26 protein-coding genes are annotated in these 24610 nt (G+C 71.4%); 19 read left to right on the top strand and 7 right to left on the bottom strand.

Annotation, left to right across the window (positions count from 1 at the left end):
* The first annotated feature begins 14 nt into the window (after nt 1-14).
* The 4 genes from alr (at nt 15) to ACWGH1_RS24805 (ending at nt 3285) form a co-directional block, all read left to right on the top strand.
* Nucleotides 15-1151 (top strand): alanine racemase, encoded by a 1137-nt coding sequence (alr, locus tag ACWGH1_RS24790; RefSeq protein WP_453352449.1) that lies wholly within the window; start codon nt 15-17, stop codon nt 1149-1151.
* Nucleotides 1152-1157: 6 nt separating this feature from the next.
* Complete coding sequence (locus ACWGH1_RS24795; RefSeq protein WP_453352457.1) at nt 1158-2402, top strand: alpha/beta fold hydrolase; 1245 nt, start codon at nt 1158-1160, stop codon at nt 2400-2402.
* Nucleotides 2359-2943, top strand: a complete 585-nt coding sequence (tsaE, locus tag ACWGH1_RS24800) for a tRNA (adenosine(37)-N6)-threonylcarbamoyltransferase complex ATPase subunit type 1 TsaE (RefSeq protein ID WP_453352448.1) — start codon at nt 2359-2361, stop codon at nt 2941-2943. Before ACWGH1_RS24795 ends, tsaE begins: the two co-directional genes overlap by 44 nt.
* 141 nt (nt 2944-3084) lie before the next feature.
* Nucleotides 3085-3285 carry a hypothetical protein gene (locus tag ACWGH1_RS24805; RefSeq protein WP_453352447.1) on the top strand — a complete coding sequence of 67 codons (201 nt, stop codon included), beginning with the start codon at nt 3085-3087 and terminating at the stop codon, nt 3283-3285.
* A gap of 44 nt (nt 3286-3329) precedes the next feature.
* On the opposite strand, the gene ACWGH1_RS24810 is transcribed toward ACWGH1_RS24805, so the two are convergent.
* The gene (locus tag ACWGH1_RS24810) at nt 3330-3872 is read right to left on the bottom strand and encodes a hypothetical protein (RefSeq protein WP_453352446.1); all 543 of its coding nucleotides are present in this window, start codon (nt 3870-3872) and stop codon (nt 3330-3332) included.
* Between the two features lie 187 nt (nt 3873-4059).
* Between ACWGH1_RS24810 and tsaB the strand changes: the two genes are divergently transcribed.
* Genes tsaB through ACWGH1_RS24835 form a run of 5 tightly spaced genes read left to right on the top strand, consistent with a single transcriptional unit; the run spans nt 4060 to nt 7326 of the window.
* On the top strand, nt 4060-4737 hold the full coding sequence (tsaB, locus tag ACWGH1_RS24815) for a tRNA (adenosine(37)-N6)-threonylcarbamoyltransferase complex dimerization subunit type 1 TsaB (RefSeq protein ID WP_453352445.1): 678 nt from the start codon (nt 4060-4062) through the stop codon (nt 4735-4737).
* Between the two features lie 17 nt (nt 4738-4754).
* On the top strand, nt 4755-5273 hold the full coding sequence (rimI, locus tag ACWGH1_RS24820) for a ribosomal protein S18-alanine N-acetyltransferase (protein WP_453352456.1): 519 nt from the start codon (nt 4755-4757) through the stop codon (nt 5271-5273).
* On the top strand, nt 5266-6378 hold the full coding sequence (gene tsaD / locus ACWGH1_RS24825) for a tRNA (adenosine(37)-N6)-threonylcarbamoyltransferase complex transferase subunit TsaD (RefSeq protein WP_453352444.1): 1113 nt from the start codon (nt 5266-5268) through the stop codon (nt 6376-6378). Before rimI ends, tsaD begins: the two co-directional genes overlap by 8 nt.
* Nucleotides 6375-6647 (top strand): hypothetical protein, encoded by a 273-nt coding sequence (locus tag ACWGH1_RS24830; RefSeq protein ID WP_453352443.1) that lies wholly within the window; start codon nt 6375-6377, stop codon nt 6645-6647. Before tsaD ends, ACWGH1_RS24830 begins: the two co-directional genes overlap by 4 nt.
* A gap of 46 nt (nt 6648-6693) precedes the next feature.
* Nucleotides 6694-7326: a hypothetical protein gene (locus ACWGH1_RS24835; RefSeq protein WP_453352442.1), complete on the top strand. Its 633-nt coding sequence runs from the start codon at nt 6694-6696 to the stop codon at nt 7324-7326.
* A 42-nt stretch (nt 7327-7368) separates the two neighbouring features.
* On the opposite strand, the gene ACWGH1_RS24840 is transcribed toward ACWGH1_RS24835, so the two are convergent.
* Nucleotides 7369-8556: a THUMP-like domain-containing protein gene (locus ACWGH1_RS24840; RefSeq protein ID WP_453352441.1), complete on the bottom strand. Its 1188-nt coding sequence runs from the start codon at nt 8554-8556 to the stop codon at nt 7369-7371.
* Nucleotides 8557-8648: 92 nt separating this feature from the next.
* Between ACWGH1_RS24840 and ACWGH1_RS24845 the strand changes: the two genes are divergently transcribed.
* Nucleotides 8649-9584: a polysaccharide deacetylase family protein gene (locus ACWGH1_RS24845; protein ID WP_453352440.1), complete on the top strand. Its 936-nt coding sequence runs from the start codon at nt 8649-8651 to the stop codon at nt 9582-9584.
* Complete coding sequence (locus ACWGH1_RS24850) at nt 9581-10459, top strand: polysaccharide deacetylase family protein (protein WP_453352439.1); 879 nt, start codon at nt 9581-9583, stop codon at nt 10457-10459. Before ACWGH1_RS24845 ends, ACWGH1_RS24850 begins: the two co-directional genes overlap by 4 nt.
* Nucleotides 10460-11006: 547 nt before the next feature.
* Here the strand turns inward: ACWGH1_RS24850 and ACWGH1_RS24855 are convergent.
* On the bottom strand, nt 11007-11648 hold the full coding sequence (locus tag ACWGH1_RS24855) for an HAD family hydrolase (RefSeq protein WP_453353195.1): 642 nt from the start codon (nt 11646-11648) through the stop codon (nt 11007-11009).
* Between the two features lie 72 nt (nt 11649-11720).
* Here ACWGH1_RS24855 and ACWGH1_RS24860 point away from each other — a divergent pair, with 72 nt between their 5' ends.
* Nucleotides 11721-12095 (top strand): VOC family protein, encoded by a 375-nt coding sequence (locus ACWGH1_RS24860; protein ID WP_453353194.1) that lies wholly within the window; start codon nt 11721-11723, stop codon nt 12093-12095.
* A gap of 599 nt (nt 12096-12694) precedes the next feature.
* Here the strand turns inward: ACWGH1_RS24860 and ACWGH1_RS24865 are convergent.
* Nucleotides 12695-14098, bottom strand: a complete 1404-nt coding sequence (locus ACWGH1_RS24865) for an FtsW/RodA/SpoVE family cell cycle protein (RefSeq protein ID WP_453353193.1) — start codon at nt 14096-14098, stop codon at nt 12695-12697.
* A gap of 304 nt (nt 14099-14402) precedes the next feature.
* Between ACWGH1_RS24865 and groES the strand changes: the two genes are divergently transcribed.
* Together groES and groL are read left to right on the top strand one after the other, a co-directional pair.
* Nucleotides 14403-14711, top strand: coding sequence for a co-chaperone GroES (gene groES / locus ACWGH1_RS24870; RefSeq protein ID WP_053682586.1), 309 nt, complete (start codon nt 14403-14405; stop codon nt 14709-14711).
* Nucleotides 14712-14849: 138 nt separating this feature from the next.
* On the top strand, nt 14850-16478 hold the full coding sequence (gene groL / locus ACWGH1_RS24875) for a chaperonin GroEL (protein ID WP_136213256.1): 1629 nt from the start codon (nt 14850-14852) through the stop codon (nt 16476-16478).
* A 94-nt stretch (nt 16479-16572) separates the two neighbouring features.
* On the opposite strand, the gene ACWGH1_RS24880 is transcribed toward groL, so the two are convergent.
* Nucleotides 16573-17307: an ester cyclase gene (locus ACWGH1_RS24880; protein ID WP_453353192.1), complete on the bottom strand. Its 735-nt coding sequence runs from the start codon at nt 17305-17307 to the stop codon at nt 16573-16575.
* Nucleotides 17308-17393: 86 nt separating this feature from the next.
* The gene (locus ACWGH1_RS24885) at nt 17394-18167 is read right to left on the bottom strand and encodes an SDR family NAD(P)-dependent oxidoreductase (protein WP_453353191.1); all 774 of its coding nucleotides are present in this window, start codon (nt 18165-18167) and stop codon (nt 17394-17396) included.
* 118 nt (nt 18168-18285) lie between these two features.
* On the opposite strand from ACWGH1_RS24885, the gene ACWGH1_RS24890 reads away from it, so the two are divergent.
* The gene (locus tag ACWGH1_RS24890; RefSeq protein WP_453353190.1) at nt 18286-19209 is read left to right on the top strand and encodes a LysR family transcriptional regulator; all 924 of its coding nucleotides are present in this window, start codon (nt 18286-18288) and stop codon (nt 19207-19209) included.
* A 161-nt stretch (nt 19210-19370) separates the two neighbouring features.
* Here the strand turns inward: ACWGH1_RS24890 and ACWGH1_RS24895 are convergent, their stop codons facing one another.
* Nucleotides 19371-19697: a WhiB family transcriptional regulator gene (locus ACWGH1_RS24895; protein WP_190183031.1), complete on the bottom strand. Its 327-nt coding sequence runs from the start codon at nt 19695-19697 to the stop codon at nt 19371-19373.
* Between the two features lie 375 nt (nt 19698-20072).
* On the opposite strand from ACWGH1_RS24895, the gene ACWGH1_RS24900 reads away from it, so the two are divergent.
* The 4 genes from ACWGH1_RS24900 (at nt 20073) to ACWGH1_RS24915 (ending at nt 24467) form a co-directional block, all read left to right on the top strand.
* Nucleotides 20073-20684, top strand: a complete 612-nt coding sequence (locus ACWGH1_RS24900; protein WP_003948568.1) for a response regulator transcription factor — start codon at nt 20073-20075, stop codon at nt 20682-20684.
* 265 nt (nt 20685-20949) lie between these two features.
* Nucleotides 20950-21579, top strand: coding sequence for a sigma-70 family RNA polymerase sigma factor (locus ACWGH1_RS24905; protein ID WP_453353189.1), 630 nt, complete (start codon nt 20950-20952; stop codon nt 21577-21579).
* A gap of 127 nt (nt 21580-21706) precedes the next feature.
* Nucleotides 21707-23206, top strand: a complete 1500-nt coding sequence (guaB, locus tag ACWGH1_RS24910) for an IMP dehydrogenase (RefSeq protein WP_453353188.1) — start codon at nt 21707-21709, stop codon at nt 23204-23206.
* Nucleotides 23207-23342: 136 nt separating this feature from the next.
* Entirely contained in the window at nt 23343-24467 is a 1125-nt protein-coding gene (locus ACWGH1_RS24915; RefSeq protein WP_453357797.1) for a GuaB3 family IMP dehydrogenase-related protein, read from the top strand.
* Nucleotides 24468-24610 lie beyond the last annotated feature (143 nt).

Raw genomic sequence — 24610 nt, forward strand, 5'->3', positions numbered from 1 at the left:
AGAGACTGTGCCCGATGAACGAGACACCGACGCGCGCGTACGCCGAGATCGACCTAGCCGCCGTGCGGTCCAACGTGCGCGCGCTGCGCGAGCGGGCGCCCCGGGCCGAGCTCATGGCCGTCGTCAAGTCGGACGCCTACGGGCACGGGGCGGTCCCCTGTGCCCGCGCCGCCCTGGACGCCGGTGCGACCTGGCTCGGCACCGCGACCCCCGAGGAGGCGCTCGCCCTGCGCGCCGCCGGGATCGGGGCCCGGATCATGTGCTGGCTGTGGACGCCGGGCGGTCCCTGGCGGGAGGCCGTCGAGGCCGACCTGGACGTGTCCGTCAGCGGGATGTGGGCCCTGGACGAGGTACGGGCCGCCGCCCGCGCGGCCGGGCGGGTCGCCCGCGTTCAGCTCAAGGCCGACACCGGCCTCGGCCGGGGCGGCTGCCAGCCCGCCGACTGGGCGGAACTGGTGGGCGCCGCCGTCGCCGCGCAGGCCGAGGGGACCGTCCGCGTCACCGGCGTGTGGTCGCACTTCGCCTGCGCCGACGAGCCCGGCCACCCCTCCATCGCCCTCCAGCTCACCGCCTTCCGCGAGATGCTCGGCTACGCCGAGAAGGAGGGCGTCGAGCCCGAGGTCCGGCACATCGCCAACTCGCCCGCCACGCTCACCCTCCCGGAAAGCCACTTCGACCTCGTGCGCTGCGGCCTGGCCGTCTACGGCGTCTCGCCCGCGCCCGAGTTGGGCACGCCCGAGCAGCTCGGCCTGCGCCCCGCGATGACCCTCAAGGCCTCCGTCGCGCTGGTCAAGACCGTGCCCGCCGGCCACGGAGTCAGCTACGGCCACCACTACGTGACGGAGGGTGAGACCCGGTTGGCCCTCATCCCCGTCGGGTACGCGGACGGCGTTCCGCGCCACGCCTCCGGAACCGGTCCGGTCCTCGTCGGCGGCGCGGTCCGGCGGGTCGCGGGCCGGGTCGCCATGGACCAGTTCGTGGTCGACATCGACGGCGCGGACGTGCGCGCCGGGGATCCGGCGATCCTCTTCGGGCCGGGCGACCTGGGCGAACCCACCGCCGAGGACTGGGCTCTAGCGGCGGGCACCATCGCGTATGAGATCGTCACCCGTATCGGGGGCCGCGTGCCCAGGGTGTACCGCAACGGCTGAGCACGGCTGAGTGAGGACGGCGACCGCGTGAGCGAGAACTGGCGCAAGGCCGGCTGGGCCGGCGCGGCCATCGGTGTCATAGCCGCCGGCGCGGCCGCCGGCGTCGCCGTCGAGCGGATCACCGTGGGCCGCGGCATCCGCCGGAAGGCACGGCTCGCACTCGACGCCGCCGGGGACTACGGGTCCCTGCGCGGAGCGGAGGGCGTCTGCCGCGCCGAGGACGGCACCGAGCTGTACTACGAGGTCGACGAACTGCCCGAGGAACCGGGCCGGCGAGGACGGCTGCGGCGCAAGAAGCCCCCCGCCGCGACCGTCGTCTTCTGCCACGGCTACTGCCTCGGCCAGGACTCCTGGCACTTCCAGCGCGCCGCCCTGCGCGGCATCGTCCGCTCCGTCTACTGGGACCAGCGCAGCCACGGCCGCAGCATGCGCGGCCTCGCCCAGGCCGACGGCGAGCCGGTCACCATCGAGCAGCTCGGCCGCGACCTCAAAGCGGTGATCGACGCCACCACCCCCGAGGGCCCGCTGGTACTGGTCGGCCACTCCATGGGCGGGATGACCCTCATGGCGCTGGCCGAGCAGTTCCCGGAACTGGTACGGGAGCGCGTGCTCGGGGTGGCCCTGGTCGGCACCTCCAGCGGGCGCCTGGACGAGGTCACGTACGGGCTCCCGGCCGTCGGGATGGGCGCCGTACGCCGGCTCCTCCCCGGGGTGCTCAGGGTGCTCGGCTCGCAGGTGGAACTCGTCGAGCGGGGCCGCCGGGCCACCGCCGACCTCTTCGCGGGCATGATCAAGCAGTACTCGTTCGGCTCCAGGGAAGTCGACCCGGGCGTCGCCCGCTTCGCCGAGCGGCTGATCGAGGCGACCCCCATCGACGTGGTCGCCGAGTTCTACCCGGCCTTCCAGGTCCACGACAAGAGCGTCGCGCTCCAGCGGTTCACGGACATCCCGGTCACCGTCATCGCGGGGGACCGCGACATGATCACGCCGCCCGAGCACAGCGCCGCCATCAAGGACGTGCTGCCGGCCGCCGAGCTGACGGTCCTGGAGAACACCGGGCACCTGATGATGCTGGAGCGCCCGGACGCCGTGACCGCGCTGCTGACCGGCCTGCTGGCGCGCACCGGCGCCGTGCCGGCGGCGGAGGCCGGGGACGCGCCCGGCGCGGTATCCGCCGGGGGGTCCGGAGCGACTAACGTTGGCGCGCATGGAAGAAGTACCGCGAGAAGCGCCGCGCAGCCCGGCTCCTGAGGCCGCCGCGCCCGGGACGGCCGAAGGCGCCGTCGCCGAGACCCTGATCACCGTCGACTCGCCCGACTCCATGCGCGAGCTGGGCCGTCGGATCGCCGGCCTGCTGCGGCCCGGCGACCTCGTCCTGCTGACCGGCGAGCTCGGCGCGGGCAAGACCACCCTGACGCGCGGTCTCGGCGAGGGCCTCGGCGTGCGCGGGGCCGTCACCTCCCCGACCTTCGTGATCGCCCGCGTGCACCCGCCGTTGGGTGAGGGGCCGGCGCTGGTGCACGTGGACGCGTACCGGCTCGGCGGCGGGCTGGAGGAGATGGAGGACCTGGACCTCGACGTCTCGCTGCCCGAGTCCGTGGTCGTCGTCGAGTGGGGCGACGGCAAGGTGGAGGAACTCTCCGAGGACCGGCTGCATGTGGTGATCGCGCGCGCGGTCGGCCACGAGGAGGTCCTCGACGACGTTCGGGAGGTCTCGGTGCGCGGGCTCGGGGCCCGCTGGACCGGTGCGGCCGAGGACCTGGCCGGGCTGGCGGAGCGGGTTGCGCGGTAGCGGGCCGCCACCCCGGGCCGGAACGTCCCGACACCGCGTCGGGAAAACGTTGCGCGAGTGCCGATGCTCGTGGTGACATGGTACCGAGCGCTGGTTAGGTGTACCTAAGTACGGCGCCCCGGGCCGGTCCAGGAGGCAGCCATGTCGGCAGCAGGAGCAGCACGCGCAGCAGCGGGAGCGGGGCGCGCGCAGGGCGCGGGCGTGTCCATGGGGGCGCTGCTGGCCTCCTGCGCGGCCGCCACCGCCGTGTCGACGCCGCCCGCCCGCATCCCCGTACGGCCGCTGCCCGAGGACGGGACCATCGACGCGGAACAGGCCGCTCCGGAGTCCGAAGCGGCCTGACGTCCCGTACGGCATACGCCCGTACGGGTGAAGCGTGCGGCGGGTCAGGGGACGACGACGACCTTCGTGTTGATCGTCGCGAAGGCCCACATCGCGTCGCCGTCGGCCCGCGACATACGGATGCCGCCGGTCTTCTTCGTCTGGTCCGGCTCCGGTACCGAGCCGTCGACGCGCGCGCTGAAGCCGATCGCGATGCCGTCGGTGGTGGCGAACCGTACGACGTGCTCGATCGGCACCCCGTCCGAGCCGGTGACCGTGCCCGAGCGCGAGGCCACCGGGTAGCTGCCCGGCACCGGGTGGACCGTGCTCGGCATGACCGCGAAGGACTTCACCGGCTGCCCGTCCTCGCCGACCAGCCACACCCGCTTGCCGGACACCGAGTACACGACGCGCACCCCGGTCCCGGAGTCGGCCGGCACCGCGGCCGGGTCCTGCTTGGCGGGTGCCGGGGCGGGCGCGGGGGCCTGGGGGGCCGCCTTCGCAGGGCGCGCGGGCGCCGTGGCCGAGGCCTGGTAGCCGAGGAAACCGACGGCGACCAGTGCCGCGACGGTGAGCCCGGCCACGATTCCCGAGCTGCTGCGTGCCACCTTGCTCCGCCTTTCCGCGGTCTCTCCGCGTCTTCTTCGTGCCTCTTCGCGCGCCCGCGTGATGACGGCCGGAGCACTGGAATGCCCGGTCGAGTACCGCACTGACTGCCTCGGTCGAAAGGTAGCAGCCGGGGTGGCCCGCGACCGGCCGCAAGGGCCGGGGCCCAAGGAGTCGTAGGCTGTTCGCGTGCTCTTGCTCGCTGTAGATACCGCCACGCCCGCCGTCACCGTCGCCCTGCACGACGGCGAGTCAGTCCTCGCCGAGTCGAACCAGGTCGACGCCCGCCGTCACGGGGAGCTGCTGCTGCCCTCCGTCGACAAGGTGCTCGCCGAGGCCGGGCTCAAGCTCGAAGCCGTCACCGGCATCGTCGTCGGCGTCGGCCCCGGCCCCTACACCGGGCTGCGCGTCGGCCTCGTCACCGCCTCCACCTTCGCCGCCGTCCTCGGCGTCCCGGTGCACGGCCTGTGCACCCTGGACGGCCTGGCCTACGCGGCGGGCGCCGCCGGGATCGAGGGCCCCTTCACCGTGGCCACCGACGCCCGGCGCAAGGAGGTCTACTGGGCCCGGTACGAGGACCCGCGCACGCGCGTCGGCGGCCCCGCCGTGGACCGCCCGGCCGACATCGCCGAGCAGGTCGCCGGGGTGCCCGCCGTCGGACAGGGCGCACTGCTGTACCCGGAGGTCTTCACGGACGCCCGGCAGCCCGAGCACCAGAGCGCCGGCGCCCTCGCCGCCCTGGCGGCGGAACGGCTCGCGGCCGGGGCGCCCTTCGAGAACGCCGACGGCCTGCCTCCGGCGCCGTTGTACCTGCGCCGGCCCGACGCCCAGGTGCCCAAGAACTACAAGGTGGTCACTCCGCAGTGACCGCGGTACTGCGCGAGATGCGCTGGTGGGACATCGGGCCCGTGCTGGAACTGGAACACGAGCTGTTCCCCGGGGACGCCTGGTCCGCCGGCATGTTCTGGTCGGAGCTCGCCCGCGCGCGCGGTCCGCACGCCACCCGCCGCTACGTCGTCGCCGAGATCCCTCCCGGCACCGGCTCCGCCCCGGGTGACGGCGGCCGCATCGTCGGCTACGCCGGGCTGGCCGCCGCCGGGGAACTGGGCGACGTACAGACCATCGCCGCGGCCCGCGACCAGTGGGGAACCGGCCTCGGCGCCCGGCTGCTGGAGGACCTGCTGCGCGCGGCGACCGCCTTCGAGTGCGCCGAGGTGCTGCTGGAGGTGCGGGTGGACAACACCCGCGCGCAGAAGCTCTACGAGCGCTTCGGTTTCGCGCCGATCGGCTTCCGGCGCGGCTACTACCAGCCCGGCAACGTCGACGCGCTCGTGATGCGCCTTTCCGATCCCGCTAGCTCCGTATCCGTAGACGGACCCGTACAAGGTGAGACCCATGGCTGACGAACCGCTCGTCCTCGGCATCGAGACCTCCTGCGACGAGACCGGCGTCGGCGTCGTCCGCGGCACCACCCTGCTGGCCGACGCGATCGCCTCCAGCGTCGACGAGCACGCCCGCTTCGGCGGTGTCGTGCCCGAGGTGGCCTCCCGCGCCCACCTGGAGGCCATGGTCCCGACCATCGACCGCGCCCTCAAGGAAGCCGGCGTCAGCGCCCGCGACCTCGACGGCATCGCCGTCACCGCGGGCCCGGGCCTGGCGGGGGCGCTGCTGGTGGGCGTCTCGGCGGCCAAGGCGTACGCGTACGCGCTGGGCAAGCCGCTGTACGGGGTCAACCACCTGGCCTCGCACATCTGCGTCGACCAGCTGGAGCACGGGCCGCTGCCGGAGCCGACCATGGCGCTGCTGGTGTCGGGCGGGCACTCCTCGCTGCTCCTGGCTCCGGACATCACCAGCGACGTGCGGCCGCTCGGCGCGACCATCGACGACGCGGCCGGCGAGGCCTTCGACAAGATCGCCAGGGTGCTCCAGCTGGGCTTCCCCGGCGGTCCGGTCATCGACCGGCTCGCGCGGGAGGGCGACCCGAAGGCGATCAACTTCCCCCGTGGACTGACGGGGCCGCGCGACGCGGCGTACGACTTCTCCTTCTCCGGCCTCAAGACGGCGGTGGCCCGCTGGATCGAGGCGAAGCGGAACGCGGGCGAGGAGGTACCGGTACGGGACGTGGCGGCGTCCTTCCAGGAGGCCGTGGTGGACGTGCTGACCCGCAAGGCGATCCGGGCCTGCAAGGACGAGGGCGTCGACCACCTGATGATCGGCGGGGGCGTCGCGGCGAATTCCCGGCTGCGGGCGCTGGCCCAGGAGCGGTGCGACGACGCGGGGATCGTCCTGCGCGTGCCGCGGCCCAAGCTGTGCACGGACAACGGCGCGATGGTGGCCGCACTGGGCGCGGAGATGGTCAAGCGGAACCGTCCGGCCTCGGACTGGGACCTGTCGGCGGACTCCTCGCTGCCGGTGACGGACCCGCACGTACCCGGGACGCAGGGCCACGGCCACGGGCATGACCACGACCACGTGCACGAGCTGAGCAAGGACAACCTGTACTCATGAGTACGGTCGCGCTGATGTGGGAGGCCCGGGCGGTGCCCGGCCGCGGCAACGAGCTGCTGGAGTGGGCCCGTTCCCAGGTGCTGGCCCGGGAGCCGGTGCGCCGCGAGGTGCTGCGGGCCCCGCACGACCGGGTGCTGGTGGTCACCTGGTGGGAGGCCGCCGAGGGCGTGGCGGCGGAGCTGCCCGAGCTTCCCGAGCCGGCCGACGACCTGATCACGCGGGCGGTGCACCGCTGGCGGTTCGAGTCGGTGGAGGTCGCCGGCGGCTGAGCGCCGGTCGAGTGACTCTGTATCAGGTCCCGCTATGGTCATGCCCATGCCCCGTCGTGACCTGCCGCCTCCGCCGCCGCCCGCGCACCTGCGGGACTGGCTGGACGAGTCCGCCGTACGCGCCGACCGCGCGCGCTTCCTCCGGGAACTGGGCCGGCGCACCCTCGGCCCGGGCAGGCTGCTGCTGCTCTGGGCGGTGGCAGCCGTCTTCGCACTCGGCTGGACCTTCATCGGCATGGCCCTGATGTCCTTCGAGAGCCAGGAGCCGCTCTCGTACCTCTTCGGGCTCCTCTTCGGCGCGCTCGGCGCGGGCGTGCTGGTCCCCGCCGGGATCTGGTTCGCCAAGGGCGCCGAACGGGACCGGCAGATGCGGCACCTGCTCTGCGCGTGGGCCGACTGCGACCGGGATCCGGCCGCGGACGCCCAGGTACGCGCGCCCTGGCGGAGCCTGACCTGGCTGCTCGCCTCCTTCGCCCTGGGCGCGCTCGGCCTCTGGGTGACCTTCGGGACGGCGGCGGGGGCCCGGCCGGGCGAGGTGACGTACGGCGAGGTCACGTACTTCATGGGCCTCGGCCTGATCCTGTGGATCACCGGCCTGCTCGGCCTCGGCAAGGCCGGCGCGCACTACCGCTGGGCCCTGCGCTCCTTCGGCACCGGCGGCCGCGAGGTGTCCGGCTAGTGCTGTGGGCGGGAAGGTTTGCCGGCCGGGCCGCCGGCGTCCTCAGCGTCCCGCTACCGGCGCCCCGATCAGCATCGAGGGAGCACCGTCGACGCGGGTCAGGATCACGGTCGCCGAGTGCGGCCCCTGCGGCTTGACCTTCTTGCGCAGTTCCTCGGGCTCGATCGCCGAGCCGCGCTTCTTCACCGTCAGGATGCCGACGCCGCGCTCGCGCAGCAGGGCCTTGAGCTTCTTCAAGCCGAACGGCAGCACGTCGGTGATCTCGTACGCGGTCGCGTACGGGGTCGCGCGCAGCTCGTCCGCGGTGATGTAGGCGATGGTCGGGTCGATCAGCCGGCCGCCCAGCTGCTCGGCGACCTCCGCGACCAGATGGGCCCGGATCACGGCGCCGTCGGGCTCGTAGAGGTAGCGGCCCACCGGACCCGCCCCGGGATCGGGCAGCGGGGCGGCGGTGCGCAGCGCCCGCGGCCCGGGCAGCAGGGTGGCCCGGACACTGCCGGGCTCGGTCCCGAACCACAGCACGGCTTCCTTCACGTCCCCCTGGTCGGAGATCCACTCGGCCTCCGCCTCCGCCGGGACGGCCTCGTGCGGGATCCCGGGGGCGATCTTGATCGCGGCGTACGGGGCGCTGCGCGCGGCCGCGACGGCCCACGACAGCGGCGGGGAGTAGCTCTCGGGGGCGAAGATCCGGCCCCGGCCGCCGCGCCGCGCCGGGTCGATGAAGACGGCGTCGTAGCCGGCGGTGCCGACGGTGGTCACGTCCGCCTCCCGGACCTCGATCAGGTCCGCCAGTCCCAGCGCCTCGGCGTTGGCGCGGGCGACGGCGACGGTCAGCGGGTCGTGGTCCACCGCCAGCACCCGGATGCCCAGCCGGGCCAGGGCCAGGGCGTCCCCGCCGATGCCGCAGCACAGGTCGGCGACGCTGCGCACGCCGAGGGCCGCGAACCGGCCGGCCCGGTAGGCCGCCACCGAGGCGCGGGTGGCCATCTCGCCGCCGCCGGGGGTGAAGTACATCCGGAAGGCGTCCTCGGCCCCGAACTTCGCCACCGCCCGCTGGCGCAGCCGGGCCTGTCCGAGCGCGGCGGACACCAGGGCGGCGGGGTGCTCGCGGCGCAGCCGGGTGGCCACGGCCAGCTCCTGGGCGGGGTCGTAGTCGTGGAGCGAGTCGAGGAGGGCGCGCCCCTCGGGGGTGAGGAGGGCGGCGAAGTCTTCGGGGGTCACGAGGTCCATTGTCGGCCAGTGTGGGCCAGTCGATGGAAGGTCGAAGTCCGCTCGCGGTGTCTGCCGGGGCCCGGAGGAGTGTCCTGGGAGTATCCGTCGCTATGCAGCCTGTACGACAAAAGGGAAATAAGACGCTACAAGGTCACCGGTCGGCGGCGCGTCCGCCCGGCCGGTACGGGGTGGCCCTCGCCGCGCTGCTGGTCGCCGCGCTGGGCACCGCATGCGGTTCCTCGAACCCGCCCGCCACCAAGCCCAAGGGCGCAGAAGGAGCGGGCGCTGCGGGCGCGCTCGCCAACCCGGCCGAGCAGCAGAAGGCCGCCCAGCAGGCCCGGATCGCCGCGGCGAAGAAGTGGAAACTGGCCAAGCCGCCGCTGACCGCCCCGCCCGCGCCGAAGACCAAGCCGGAGATCACCACCCGCGACGGCTTCGAGGTCGAGGGCCAGGAAGACCTCCCGCCGGTCTTCACCACGGTCCCAACCGAGGACAAGGTCGTCTTCCTGACGATCGACGACGGCGCCGAGAAGGACCCCGAGTTCCTCAAGATGATGAAGGAACTCAAGATCCCCTACACGGCGTTCCTCAGCGACTACCTGGTCCGGGACAACTACCCGTACTTCAAGGAGATGCAGGCCGCGGGCGTCACCCTGAACAACCACACGCTCAACCACCGCTACCTGCCCGCCCTCGACTACGAGAAGCAGCGCGAGGAGATCTGCGGGCAGCAGGACACCATGCAGAAGGAGTTCGGCAAGCGGCCGACACTCTTCCGGCCCCCCTTCGGCAACTACAACCAGGACACCCTGCGGGCGGCGAAATCCTGCGGCATCAAGGCGGTCCCGCTCTGGAACGCCGAGGCGTTCGTCAACCGGATGGACTGGCGGGAATGGGACCGTGACCTCCACCCTGGTGACATCATCCTCACGCACTTCCGGGGCCGGGAGGACTGGAAGGGCACGATGCCTGACATGATCCGTCATGTCATGAAGACCGTCACGGACAAGGGTTACGCCGTGGCTCGCCTGGAGGACTACTTGTGAAGTACGCGCGCCGGTTGGTGGCCGGGACGCTCGCAGCCGGCGCGCTCGCGCTGTCCCTCTCGGGGTGCGGGAACAGCGTGGACCCCATCGAACGACTGGGACGCAAGACCAAGCAGGAGACGGGGAAGCCCTCGGCCTCCCCGTCCGCCGCCGCCTCGTCCCCGGCGCCGGCGGCTCCGGCGGACGAGGCGTACCGCAAGTGGGGGCTGACGGCCCCGGTCCAGTACGCGCCGAAGCCCGCCGAGAAGCCGCAGCTGCCCAAGGCCGCGCCGGGCAAGCCGGCCGTCATAGACCGAATACCCGTCGCGCCGGGCGACAAGGTCGTCTTCCTGACCTTCGACGACGGCGCGGAGAAGGACCCGCAGTTCCTCAAGATGGCGGCCGACCTCAAGCTGCCGATCAGCATGTTCCTGACGGACAACGTGGCCTCGTCCGACTACGGCCACTTCCAGACGCTGCGCGACAACGGCAGCGGCAGCACGATAAACAACCACACGCTGACCCACCCCAACCTGCGGACGCTGGGCCTCGCGGCGCAGAAGAAGGAGATATGCGGTCAGCAGGAACGCCTGGAGAAGCGCTTCGGCGCCAAACCGACCCGCTTCCGGCCGCCGTTCGGCAACTACAACGACGACACCCTCAAGGCCGCCTCCGAGTGCGGCATCTCGCAGGTCATCCTGTGGCGCGTGTCGATGCAGATCACCGGCTTCCAGTACGCCGAGGGCGCCGCGCTCCGCCCGGGGGACATCATCCTGGCCCACTTCCGCGGCCCGGCGGAACTCAAGGGCGAGTCGGAAACCCAGATGACCACCCACATGCTCCAGCGCATCCAGGAACAGGGCTTCAAGATCGCCCGCCTGGAGGACTACCTGTAGGGGCGGGGGCTTCGGGGGGGCTTCGGGTGGCGGGATGCCGGTTGGGGCGGCGTGGTCCGCGGACCGGGGGCTTCGGGGGGCGGGATACGAGCCGGACCGGGCCGGAGAGGGTACGGGGGTTTCCCGTCAGTCCCATCGTCTCTCCGGGGCGGCCCGGCCCCTCAAGGGCGCTCCTCCTCGTTCCTCGTCGTCGCGTCGCTGCGCGATGGCCTTCGGCCACCCTTGGCCGACCGGCCCGCCCCGGATCAACGAAGACTGCCGGGAACCCCCCAAAAGAACGGTCACGGGGCAGAAGATCAGGGAAGGCCCTCAGGGACGCACACCGGGGCGACGAAGGAGCCACGCCCAGGAGCGGGCCCTCGCGACCTGATCCGGCACCAGGCAGGGGCCTCACCACACCGGACAGCGCCCCAGACACCACAACGGCACCCCCGCGCCCCAGATCGCTACGCGCTCCTCCCGCCCCGGCGACTTCCCCCCGTCTGGGGCTGGTCAGAGACTGGCGCGCGGCATAACTTGCGGCCCCTGGTGAACTGGACGACGAAAGCTACCGTTTGACGAGGTCGGGCAGTTCGGCGAGAGAGTCGATGGACCAGTCGGCAGCAGCTCGGACCTGGGGATCATCGGCCCACCAATGGCCCCAGGGTCCACGACGTAGATGCGCGGCCCGCAGGCCGGCGGCCCGGGCCGGAAAGATGTCATTGGCCGGGTGGTCGCCGACGTACAAGGTCGCGGCGGCGGGGCAGTTCGACACGGCCAGCACTTGTTCGAAGAATCCGCGCGCGGGCTTCGCCACGCCCCATTCGCCAGACGTGACGACCAGGTCGGAGGGCAGGTCCAGGGCGCGGAGGAGATCGCCCGCCTTTCGGCTCTGGTTACCCGCGATGACAACGCGCGCCCCGGCGGCGCGCAGCGCGGCCAGTGTCGGGCGGACGTCCTCGTAGAGGTCTGATTCATCGAGCCGCTCACCCAGGCCGGCGGCCTCGCGGGCGGCGTACTCGGCGGAGATGTCGATGTCTGGGCGCAGCATGCGGATCGCATCCGCATTGTCCCTGCCGTCCACGACCACGGCACCCACCAGGGCGGAGAGCGCGTGCCGAGACACGCCCAGCCAGTCGGCCCATGCGGCCCAATAGCGATCGTCGCGGGTAAGGGTCTCGCCGATGTCGAGAACCACCGTCCGAATCATCCGCCCAGGGTACTGATCCGCACTCGTCCAATTCCATGGACGGCGGTCGTGGGTTTGTTCGATAGTGCGTCAATGACTTCCCTGATACGACACATCACCATCGACTGCTCCGACGCCTACAGGCTGGCGCAGTTCTGGGCCGCCGTCCTGGACGGCTCCCTCGCCGCCGATGACTTCCCCGGCGATCCCGAGGCAATGGTCGTGACGTCCGGCGCGCACCTGCTCTTCGTGACCGTGGCCGATGCCAAGACGGTGAAGAACCGGGTGCACCTCGACCTGCAGCCGCAGGACCGGTCGCGAGACGAGGAAGTGACGCGCATCCTCGCCCTGGGCGCGACGCAGGTGGGCGATCACCGCAAGCCCGATGGGACCGGTTGGGTGACCCTGGCCGACCCCGAAGGCAACGAGTTCTGCGTGGAACGCAGCTCGGCCGAGCGCGCCGGCTGATCGTCGAGCCCGTCCATACCAGCCCCAGACGGGGGGAAGTCGCCGGGGCGGGAGGAGCGCGTAGCGATCTGGGGCGCGGGGGTGCCGTCTCGTTGTCCGGTGCGCTGTCCGGTGTGGTGAGGCCCTTGGCCGGTGCGGTTTCAGTTCGTGAGGGCCCGCTCCTGGGCGTGCCCGCCGAGGGCCCCGTGGTCGTCCCCGAGGGGTCGCTTCTCTGGCCTCTGCCCCGTGACCGTTCTTTTGGGGGGTCCCGGCAGTCTTCGTTGATCCGGGGCGGGCCGGTCGGTCAAGGGTGGCCGAAGGCCATCGCGCAGCGACGCGACGACGAGGAACGAGGAGGAGCGCCCTTGAGGGGCCGGGCCGCCCCGGAGAGACGATGGGACTGACGGGAAACCCCCGTACCCTCTCCGGCCCTCTCCGGCCCTCTCCGGCCCTCTCCGGCCCTCTCCGGCCCTCTCCGGCCCTCTCCGGCCCTCTCCGGCCCTCTCCGGCCCTCTCCGGCCCTCTCCGGCCCGGTCCGGCTCGTATCCGCCCCTCGAAGCCCCCGGCACGCGGACCACGCCGCCCCAACCGGCATCCCGCCACCCGATCCCCCGCCCCCCTCAACGCCGCAGCGGCGCCGCCAGTGGGGTGATCGTGGTTTCCGCCGGGCCGAGGGCGTCCGCCTCGCGTTGGCGTTCCGCGCTGTCGCTGATGCGCAGGAGGAGGGCGATCATGATCCAGTTGGCCAGCAGGGACGAGCCGCCCTTCGCCAGGAAGGGCAGGGCCTTGCCCGTCAGCGGGATCAGGCCCGTCACGCCGCCCGCGACCACGAACACCTGGAGCGCCAGCGCCGCCGCCAGGCCCACCGCCAGGAGTTTGCCGAACGGGTCCCGCGCCGCCAGGGCCATCCGCAGGCCCCGCTGGACCAGGAGCGCGTAGAGCAGCAGGACCGCCATCACCCCCGCCAGGCCCAGTTCCTCGCCCACGGTGGTCAGGATGAAGTCGCTGCGCCCCGCGAACTTGATCAGCTCCGGGTGGCCCATGCCGAGTCCGGTGCCCGTGATGCCGCCCGTGCCGAAGCTGAACAGCGCCTGCGCCGACTGGTCGGAGGTGACGCCCGGCGGCCGGTCCTTCCAGTAGTAGGACAGCGGGTTGAGCCAGGCGGCCACGCGGGCCTTCACGTGCGGCTCCGTCGAGCCCACCACGAAGGCGCCGCCCGCAGCCATGACGAGGCCGCAGACGATCCAGCCGGTCCGCTCGGTGGCTACGTACAGCATCACCACGAACACGCCGAAGAAGATGAGCGACGTACCGAGGTCGCGCTCGAAGACCAGCACCAGCAGCGACAGGATCCACACGGTGACGATCGGCCCGAGCTGCCGCATCGGCGGCAGCCGCACGCCCAGGAACTTGCGGCCCGTCAGGGCCAGCGAGTCCCGGTGGACAACCAGGTACCCCGCGAAGAAGACCGCGATCATGATCTTCACGAACTCGCCGGGCTGGAGCGAGAACCCGAAGAGGATGATCCACCGCTTCGCGCCGTACGTGTCCGCGCCGAAGAAGGCCGGGGCGATCAGCAGCACCAGCGCGACGGCCATGGTGATGTAGATGAAGCGCTGCAACAGCCTGTGGTCGCGCAGCAGCGCCACCACCAGCAGACAGGCGGCGACCCCGACCACGGTCCACAGCAGCTGGCCGGGCGCGTTCGCATCGGACCCGTAGCGCTCGATGTACCCCTGGTCGAGGCGGTGGATGAGGACGAGCCCGAGTCCGGTCAGCAGCATGGCCAGCGGGAAGATCAGCGGATCCGCGTACGCCGCGAACCGGCGGATGCCCAGGTGCCCCACCAGCGACAGCAACGTCAGGCTGATGGTGAAGCCGGTGAGGTTCGGCGGCAGTACGCCGTTCATCGCGAGACCGGCCTCGGCGTGGCCGAAAACGGCGATGCCGATGACGAGGGCGAGCAGCAATGCTTCGGTACGGCGGCGCGCGCCGGCGACCGTCAGCGGCCTCAGTCCCCGCACGGGATGTCTTCGCCGTCGGTATTAGGGCGTTTTATCTTCATATCCACTACGACGAGGAAGCCCTGACGATGGTTCCTGGGGGCCCGGCGGGGGCTAGCCGGAAGGGGTCCATCCGCAATCTGTCGGGTGGCGTGTTGGCACTCCGCTTGACCGAGTGCTAATCGCCGGAATAGTCTCGCACCTGGCACTCGCCACTGGTGAGTGCCAACACAGCGACAGGCAGGTCCGGCACCCGCGACGACGGATCGACCTGGTCGCCACCTCAGACAGTTAACCCCGGATCTCCGAAGGGGGAGGTCGGATCGTGACGACCACCAGCTCCAAGGTTGCCATCAAGCCGCTTGAGGACCGCATTGTGGTCCAGCCGCTCGACGCCGAGCAGACCACGGCCTCGGGCCTGGTCATCCCGGACACCGCGAAGGAGAAGCCCCAGGAGGGCGTCGTCCTTGCGGTCGGTCCGGGTCGCTTCGAGGACGGCCAGCGTCTCCCGCTGGACGTCAGCGTCGGCGACATCGTGCTGTACAGCAAGTACGGCGGCACCGAAGTGAAGTACAGCGGCGAGGAGTACCTCGTCCTCTCGGCCCGCGACGTGCTCGCGATCGTCGAGAAGTAAGACACTTCTCCAGTTTTGCTTTGAGCTGCGCCCCTGGTCACCCTGCTGATGCCGGGGGGCGAGGGGCGTGGTTCGTTCTAGGCGGTGGCGGTCGCGGTGAGCGGCCGAGGATCGCAACGAGAGGACTGAACCGCTCCCATGCCGAAGATTCTGAAGTTCGATGAGGACGCCCGTCGCGCCCTTGAGCGCGGTGTGAACAAGCTTGCCGACACGGTGAAGGTGACGATCGGCCCCAAGGGCCGCAACGTCGTCATCGACAAGAAGTTCGGCGCGCCCACCATCACCAACGACGGTGTCACCATCGCCCGCGAGGTCGAGCTGGACGACCCGTACGAGAACCTGGGCGCCCAGCTCGTGAAGGAGGTGGCGACCAAGACCAACGACATCGCGGGTGACGGCACCACCACCGCCACCGTGCTGGCCCAGGCGCTGGTCCGCGAGGGCCTGCGCAACGTCGCCGCCGGCGCCTCCCCGGCCGCCCTCAAGAAGGGCATCGACGCCGCCGTCAAGGCCGTGTCGCAGGAGCTCCTCGCGACCGCCCGCCCGATCGAGGACAAGTCCGACATCGCCGCCGTGGCCGCGCTCTCCGCGCAGGACCAGCAGGTCGGCGAGCTCATCGCCGAGGCGATGGACAAGGTCGGCAAGGACGGTGTCATCACCGTCGAGGAGTCCAACACCTTCGGCCTGGAGCTGGAGTTCACCGAGGGCATGGCCTTCGACAAGGGCTACCTCTCGCCGTACATGGTCTCCGACCAGGAGCGTATGGAGGCCGTCCTCGACGACCCGTACATCCTGATCAACCAGGGCAAGATCTCCTCCATCCAGGACCTCCTGCCGCTGCTGGAGAAGGTCATCCAGGCCGGCGCCTCCAAGCCGCTGCTGATCATCGCCGAGGACGTCGAGGGCGAGGCCCTGTCGACCCTGGTCGTCAACAAGATCCGTGGCACCTTCAACGCCGTCGCCGTCAAGGCCCCCGGCTTCGGTGACCGCCGCAAGGCGATGCTCCAGGACATGGCCACCCTCACCGGTGCCACCGTCATCGCCGAGGAGGTCGGCCTCAAGCTCGACCAGGCCGGTCTCGACGTCCTGGGCACCGCGCGCCGCGTGACCATCACCAAGGACGACACCACCATCGTCGACGGTGGCGGCAGCTCCGACGAGGTCCTCGGCCGCGTCAACCAGATCAAGGCCGAGATCGAGTCCACGGACTCCGACTGGGACCGCGAGAAGCTGCAGGAGCGGCTGGCGAAGCTCGCCGGCGGCGTCTGCGTCATCAAGGTCGGCGCCGCCACCGAGGTGGAGCTCAAGGAGAAGAAGCACCGCCTGGAGGACGCCATCTCGGCTACCCGCGCCGCGGTGGAGGAGGGCATCGTCTCCGGCGGTGGCTCCTCCCTCGTCCACGCCGTGAAGGTGCTCGAGGGCAACCTCGGCCTCACCGGCGACGAGGCCACGGGCGTCTCCGTCGTCCGCCGCGCCGCCGTCGAGCCGCTGCGTTGGATCGCCGAGAACGCCGGCCTCGAGGGCTACGTCATCACCGCCAAGGTCGCCGAGCTCGACAAGGGCCAGGGCTTCAACGCCGCGACCGGCGAGTACGGCGACCTGGTCAAGGCCGGCGTCATCGACCCGGTCAAGGTCACCCGCTCCGCGCTGGAGAACGCCGCTTCCATCGCCTCCCTGCTGCTCACGACCGAGACCCTGGTCGTCGAGAAGCCGGCCGAGGAAGAGGCCGACGCCGGTCACGGCCACGGTCACGGCCACAGCCACTGACCTCGTCAGAGCCGGGCTGAACTGAGGAGGGCCCCGGTCCCCGCCGCTGCGAAGCGGTGGTGACCGGGGCTTTCCCGTGCCCTGGGGCGAGCCGTCACATACCCATGTCCTGGGTCGTGCCGCGGGACGCCATACCCATGTCCATGCCCAGTTGCCCCATCAGGCCGGGTGCGTCGTAGTACCACCAGCCCTCCGCGACCTGCCCGTTCTCGATCCGGAAGGTGGTGCAGCCCGACATGGCGACCTCCTTGCCCGTCGGGGCGATCCCCATGAACTCGCCCTTCTGCCTGCCGGTCCAGTTCCACAGGGTGGTGACGCAGTCGCCTTCGGCGATCTGGCGGTGCAGGTCGAAGGTGAAGTCGAAGGCGTCGCGCCACATCGTCATGTCCCGGCGCAGGCCCTCGCGGCCGTCGACGGCGCCCGGCATCCGCAGCATGTCGTGGTCCATGTAGCCGGTCGCGACGCACTCCTCCATGACGTCGAAGTTGCCCTTCTCCGCCACGTCCTCGAAGATCCGGTTCACGAGCAGCTTGTTGAGGTACTCGTCGCGGACGACGTCCAGGTTCATGAACTTCGGCATGCCCTCGCAGAGGGCCACCATTTCCTGGAACATCCGGTCCGTCTCCGGAAGCTGAGAGTTCCTCATGGCCTCCTCGTACGAGGGGAATTCGACGAGATCGACGTAGTGCGTCTTGGCGTCGCGGTCCCGTCCGATCATCGTGTGGGTGACCGTCCGCCGGCCGCTCGCCTGCTCCGCCCAGCGGTCGATGAGCGCGTTCATCTCTTCGAACCGCTTGGTTTCGTAATCAATTACCTGTACGAATGTCATCGCGTCGCCTCCCGGGTGGATGAGACACATCCAGTTTAGGGAGAATTGCCCCGATCGGCGCCGCGCTCCGAGTGCTTGCCGGGGGCCTACTGGGGCCCGTACTTCCGGCCCGTACGCGACGACACCCCGCCCAGCAGCCCGCGCGGCGTCAGCTTCACCACGCCCATCAGTGCCTTGTAGCGCGGGTCGGGGATGGAGACGGTCTTGCCGCGCGCCAGGTCGTCCAGCGCCGCCGCCACCAGCTTGTCGGCGTCCAGCCACAGCCAGCCCGGGATGTTGTCGGTGCCCATCCCGGCCCGCTGGTGGAACTCGGTCCGCACGAAGCCCGGGCACAGCGCCATCAGCCGCACCCCGCTGCCGGCCAGGTCCTTCGCCGCGCCCTGGGTGAACTGCACGACCCAGGCCTTGCTCGCGCCGTAGGTCCCGCGCGGTACGAAGGCGGCCACCGAGGCCACGTTGATGACGCCGCCGCGCCCGCGCGAGCGCATGGACTCCGCCGCCGCCGAGGTCAGCCGGAGCACCGCCTCGACGTGCACCTTCAGCATGGTCAGCTCGTCCGCCATGGACACCTGGAGGTAGCGGCCCTTGTTGCCGAAGCCGGCGTTGTTGACCAGCAGGTCCACCGGGTGCGTGCGGTCGCCGAGGCGGCCCTCGACCGCGGCGATGCCCTTCTCCGTGGACAGGTCGGCGGTCAGCACCTCGGCCTCGATGCCGTGCCGGTCGTGCAGTTCGGTGGCCTGCTCGCCCAGCCGTTCGGTGTTGCGCGCCACCAGCACCAGGTTGTGCCCCTGGGCGGCGAGCCGCCTGGCGAAGGCGGCGCCGATGCCCGCCGTGGATCCCGTAATCAACGCAGTCGTCATAGGCGCAACCTAGCTTTATTCGGTGCGTGGTACGCCCCCAGGCCCCGGGGGTGGCGGGCACCCCAAAGCGTGACGTGGGCATTGCCTCGACGGTCAAAGGGGGGCTTATGCTCGGAGGGTGATCGAGGCACGTCATCTACGGGTTCTGCGCGCCGTCGCCGGGACCGGTTCCTTCTCCGCCGCCGCCCGCGAACTGGGCTGCACCCAGCCGGCCGTCTCCCAGCAGATGAAGGCGCTGGAGCAGTCGGCCGGCACTCCGCTGCTGATCCGGACCGGCCGTGAAATGCGGCTGACCCAGGCCGGCGAGGCGCTGGTCCGGCACGCCGCCGGGATCCTGGCCGGGCTGACCGCCGCCGAAGAGGAGGTCGCGGCGATCGCCGGGCTGCGCGCGGGCCGGGTACGGCTGGTGTCGTTCCCCAGCGGCAGTTCCACCCTGGTCCCCACCGCGCTGGCGGCCATGCGCGCCGAGCATCCCGGCACCCGGATCTCGCTGGTCGAGGCCGAGCCGCCGCGCTCCGTGGAGATGCTGCGCGAGGGCGACTGCGATCTGGCGCTGGCCTTCCGGTACGGGGGCGCGGCCGGGTCCGCCGCCGAGTGGGAGGACCTGGTGGTGCGGCCCCTGCTCACCGACCGGCTCGTGGGGCTGGTCCCGCAGGCGCACCGGCTGGCCGGGGCCGAGCGGGTGGGCATGGCCGAGCTGGCCGGGGAACCCTGGATCGCGGGCTGCCCGCGCTGTCGCCGCCACCTGGTGGAGGTGTGCGAGGACGCGGGGTTCACCCCGCGCATCGACTTCGCGACCGACGACTACCCGGCGGTGGTCGGCCTGGTCGGGGCGGGGCTCGGGGTGGCGGTGCTGCCGGAACTCGCGGTGGAGTCGGTACGGGCCAAGGGGGTCAGCGCCGTGGTCGTCGAGCCGGCCGTCGAGCGGGAGGTCGTGGCGCTGACCCTGCCCGACCTGGCGCGGGTCCCCGCGGTGGCCGCGACCCTGGCGGAACTGGAGCGGGCCGCCGCGTCCATGGGGCGTGACGGCACCGCCCCGTGAACGACACGGTCCGGAGAAGGGTGCGACACGCCCGGGCGCGCGCCGCGTGGCAGTCTCCGCAGGAGGGGTTCCGGGGGTCTTCGCGGGGTTCCGGGGTGATCTTCGGATGATCCGCCCTCGAAAATGAGGAAACGTTCCTTCGGGCGGTTCGGGGAGGGGCGTCAGTGCGGAGCGGCCGGTCCGGTCGCGCTAGACGCGGGGACCAGGCGGTGCCGGGCGCGGCCCATCAGTTCTTCGCGTTCGTCCTCGGTGAGGCCGCCCCACACCCCGTAGGGCTCACGGACGGCGAGTGCGTGCGCGGCGCATTCCGCGCGCACCGGACAGCGCATGCAGACCTCTTTAGCCGAGGCCTCGCGCGCGCTCCTGGCCGCACCCCGCTCGCCTTCCGGGTGGAAGAAGAGGGAGCTGTCGACCCCGCGGCAGGCAGCCAGTAGCTGCCAGTCCCAGAGGTCGGCGTTCGGTCCGGGGAGCCGGGAGAAATCTGCCATGGGTAGTCCTCTTGGTGCCGGTACTGAGGCGGGTAGGGTCCATGTCTCCACATCTACAGTCGTAGTAGATGTAAATATGACTCATTGGGAATCTAGCCTCAGACATAGGGCGAACGGAAGGAAAGCCGCCAAATAGGGCATAGCTCCAGATGGAGGACAGGGGCTCGTGGCTCCAGCACCGTGATCGCATCCTCACGTAGAGTGCCGAAGGTGTCCGTCCGACCCGTAACTCTTTCGAGTGACCATCGTTGAGAGTGCGAAGGCGGTTGAACCAAGAAGTTCTCGGACAGGTGTCCGGGGGCATCGACCGCACAGGTGACGATACGTACCAGCCTGGAGGCTCAAGGTGACGCGCATCAGCTGCGGAGGGCGGTCATGACTTCCGTCCTCGTCTGCGACGACTCCCCGCTTGCCCGAGAGGCGCTCCGTCGCGCGGTTGCCACCGTGCCCGGCGTCGAGCGTGTGACGACGGCTGCCAACGGCGAGGAAGTCCTCCGCCGCTGGGGTGCCGACCGCTCCGATCTCATTCTGATGGATGTCCGGATGCCGGGCCTCGGCGGTGTGGAGACGGTCCGCCGGCTGCTCTCGGCCGACCCGGGCGCCCGCATCATCATGCTGACGGTCGCCGAGGACCTGGACGGCGTGGCCCTCGCGGTCGCCGCCGGAGCCCGGGGCTATCTGCACAAGGACGCCTCGCGCGCCGAACTGCGGGCCACGGTCACCCAGGCGCTCGCCGACCCGACCTGGCGACTGGCCCCGCGCCGGCTCCGCTCGGCCGAGATGGGCGCCGCGCCCACCCTCACCGCGCGCGAGATCCAGGTGCTGGAGGGCATGAGCCACGGCCGGTCGAACGCGGAGATCGGGCGCGAGCTCTTCCTCTCCGAGGACACGGTCAAGACGCACGCCCGCAGGCTCTTCAAGAAGCTCGGCGCCTCGGACCGGGCACACGCCGTGGCACTCGGGTTCCGCTGGGGCCTGGTCCGCTGACCGCGGAGCACCCAGAGTGTCCCGCCCGACCCGGTGCGCAAGCGGGGGTTGGCGGGGCACAATCCGGGGGACGTGTCGCTTCGGGCGCGATGCCGCATTCTTGAGGGTGTGCCGCACTTTCGGAAGATGTGGCCTCAGGGATCATTCGGGCCGAGCGGAGGGGAGGGCGCAAACCATGAGTTCCGGCGCACCCGCTCATAACGCTTCGACGCACAACCAGGACCGCGGTGCCGCGAACGGTGCCGCGCCAAGGCACCATGGACCGATGCGCGACGACGAGGCCCAGGGGTCACCCACGGCCACAAGCCCCACGGACGCCGCCAAAGGCGGCGGTGCCGGGGCCGTCAGCGCGCTCGTACGCCGAGCGGTGGAAGGCGACGAGCAGGCCACGCACGACCTGCTCGCCTTCGTGCACCCCCTCGCCATCCGCTATTGCCGCACCCGCCTGTCCCGGCTTCCCGGTGACGCTCGTCACTTCGTGGAGGACCTCGCGCAGGAGGTGTGCGTCGCCGTCCTGATGGCACTGCCGCGTTACCGCGACACCGGCCGTCCCTTCGAGGCGTTCGTCTTCGCCATCGCCGCGCACAAGGTCGCCGACCTCCAGCGGGCCGCCATGCGCCACCCGGGCAGCACCGCCGTCCCGTCCGACGAGATGCCGGAACGGCCCGACGACTCGCTGGGCCCCGAGGAGCGGGCGCTGCTCAGCAGCGACGCCGCGTGGGCCAAGAAACTGCTGGCCAACCTCCCGGAGAACCAGCGCGAGCTGCTCGTCCTGCGGGTGGCCGTCGGGCTGACCGCCGAGGAGACCGGGCAGATGCTCGGAATGTCGCCCGGCGCCGTGCGGGTGGCCCAGCACCGGGCGCTCAGCCGGCTGCGCGCCCTCGCCGAGCAGTAGGGGCCGAGAGCCCCCGCCAGTCGTAGGAACAGACGAAACTGCCGGTTGACCTTGGTCGTGGAATGAGACGCCTCGGGATCCCGTTAGCATGGACATCCGCGCTGAGCAAGACCATTGGGAAGGTGTCATGACCGCCGACGGAGTGCCCGACAAATTCGCCACGCTCGGACTGACCTACGACGACGTCCTGCTGCTGCCGGGCGCGTCGGACATGGCGCCGGACGAGATCGACACCTCTTCCCTCATCTCCCGCAACGTCCGGGTGAACGTCCCGCTGCTCTCCGCGGCCATGGACAAGGTCACCGAGGCCCGCATGGCCATCGCGATGGCCCGCCAGGGCGGCGTCGGCGTGCTGCACCGCAACCTCTCCATCGCCGACCAGGCCAATCAGGTCGACCTGGTCAAGCGCTCCGAGTCGGGCATGGTCACCGACCCGATCACGGTCCACCCCGACGCGACGCTCGGCGAGGCCGACCAGCTCTGCGCGAAGTTCCGCATCTCCGGCGTCCCGGTCACCGACGCGGCCGGCAAGCTGCTGGGCATCGTCACCAACCGCGACATGGCCTTCGAGTCGGACCGCAGCCGCCAGGTGCGCGAGGTCATGACCCCGATGCCGCTGGTCACCGGCAAGGTCGGCATCTCCGGCGTCGACGCCATGGAGCTGCTGCGCCGCCACAAGATCGAGAAGCTGCCGCTGGTCGACGACGCCGGAATCCTCAAGGGCCTCATCACGGTCAAGGACTTCGTCAAGGCCGAGAAGTACCCGAACGCCGCCAAGGACAAGGGAGGCCGGCTGCTCGTCGGCGCCGCCGTCGGTGTCGCCGGTGATGCGTACGAGCGCGCCCAGGCCCTGATCGAGGCGGGCGCCGACTTCATCGTCGTCGACACCGCCCACGGCCACTCCCGCCTGGTCGGCGACATGGTCGCCAAGATCAAGTCGAACTCCGGCGTCGACGTCATCGGCGGCAACGTCGCCACCCGCGACGGCGCCCAGGCGCTGATCGACGCCGGCTGCGACGGCATCAAGGTCGGCGTCGGCCCCGGCTCCATCTGCACCACCCGCGTCGTCGCCGGCATCGGCGTCCCGCAGGTCACCGCCATCTACGAGGCCGCGCTCGCCGCGAAGGCCGCGGGCGTCCCGGTCATCGGCGACGGCGGCCTCCAGTACTCCGGTGACATCGCCAAGGCGCTCGTCGCCGGCGCCGACACCGTGATGCTCGGCTCGCTCCTCGCGGGCTGTGAGGAGTCCCCGGGCGAGCTGCTCTTCATCAACGGCAAGCAGTTCAAGTCCTACCGCGGCATGGGCTCGCTCGGCGCGATGCAGTCCCGCGGCGACCAGCGCTCCTTCTCCAAGGACCGCTACTTCCAGGAGGGCGTCGGCGGCGACGACAAGCTGATCCCCGAGGGCATCGAGGGCCAGGTCCCCTACCGCGGCCCGCTCTCCGCGGTCGTGCACCAGCTGGTCGGCGGCCTGCGCCAGTCCATGTTCTACGTCGGCGGCCGCACGGTCCCCGAGCTGCAGGACCGGGGCCGCTTCGTCCGGATCACCTCGGCGGGGCTCAAGGAGAGCCACCCGCACGACATCCAGATGACGGTCGAGGCGCCGAACTACTCCCGCAAGGGCTGACCGGTTTCCATGGAGGGGCGGACCCGCCGACGGCGGGCCGCCCCTTCGTCATGCGTCCGTACAGCGGTCACCGGAACGCGGGCCCCCGGGGTTCGGGGATACTGGACGGGCAGACCCAGAGGAAAGGCCACCACACGTGACTGAGATCGAGATCGGGCGCGGCAAGCGCGGCCGCAGGGCGTACGCGTTCGACGACATCGCCATCGTCCCGAGCCGGCGTACGCGGGACCCGAAGGAGGTCTCGATCGCCTGGCAGATCGATGCGTACCGCTTCGAGCTGCCCTTCCTGGCCGCCCCCATGGACTCGGTGGTCTCCCCGCAGACCGCGATCCGCATCGGCGAGCTCGGCGGCCTCGGCGTGCTGAACCTCGAAGGCCTGTGGACCCGCTACGAGGACCCGCAGCCGCTGCTGGACGAGATCGCGGAGCTGGACGAGGCGTCCGCGACCCGCCGGCTCCAGGAGATCTACTCGGCGCCGATCCAGGCCGACCTGATCCGGCAGCGCATCAAGGAGGTGCGCGACTCCGGTGTCGTGACCGCCGCCGCGCTCTCCCCGCAGCGCACCGCCGAGTTCTCCAAGGCCGTCGTCGAGGCGGGCGTCGACATCTTCGTGATCCGCGGCACCACCGTGTCGGCGGAGCACGTCTCCGGCGCCGCGGAGCCGCTGAACCTCAAGCAGTTCATCTACGAGCTCGACGTGCCGGTCATCGTGGGCGGCTGCGCCACCTACACGGCGGCCCTGCACCTGATGCGCACCGGCGCGGCGGGCGTCCTGGTCGGCTTCGGCGGCGGCGCCGCGCACACCACGCGCAACGTGCTGGGCATCCAGGTCCCGATGGCCACGGCCGTCGCGGACGTGGCCGCGGCCCGCCGCGACTACATGGACGAGTCCGGCGGCCGCTACGTGCACGTCATCGCCGACGGCGGCGTGGGCTGGTCCGGGGACATCCCGAAGGCCGTCGCCTGTGGCGCGGACGCGGTGATGATGGGCTCCCCGCTGGCCCGTGCCACGGACGCGCCCGGCAAGGGCAACCACTGGGGCATGGAGGCCGTCCACGAGGACGTGCCGCGCGGCAAGAAGGTCGACCTGGGTACGGTCGGCACCACCGAGGAGATCCTCACCGGCCCGTCGCACTCCCCGGACGGCTCGATGAACCTCTTCGGCGCGCTGCGCCGCTCGATGGCCACCACCGGCTACAGCGAGCTCAAGGAGTTCCAGCGGGTCGAGGTCACGGTCGCGGACTCGCAGCACAGCCGCTGACCGGCTCCCGCACCCCGTACGGCCGATGGGCCCGGCTCCCCCGCGAGGGGGAGCCCGGCCCCGCGGCGCCAGCGGGCCGCGGTCAGGCGGGGGCCCTCGGGGGCGCGGCGCGGGCGCCGCCCGCGGCGCTCGCCCGGGAGAGG

Source organism: Streptomyces sp. NPDC054883 (assembly GCF_053610645.1).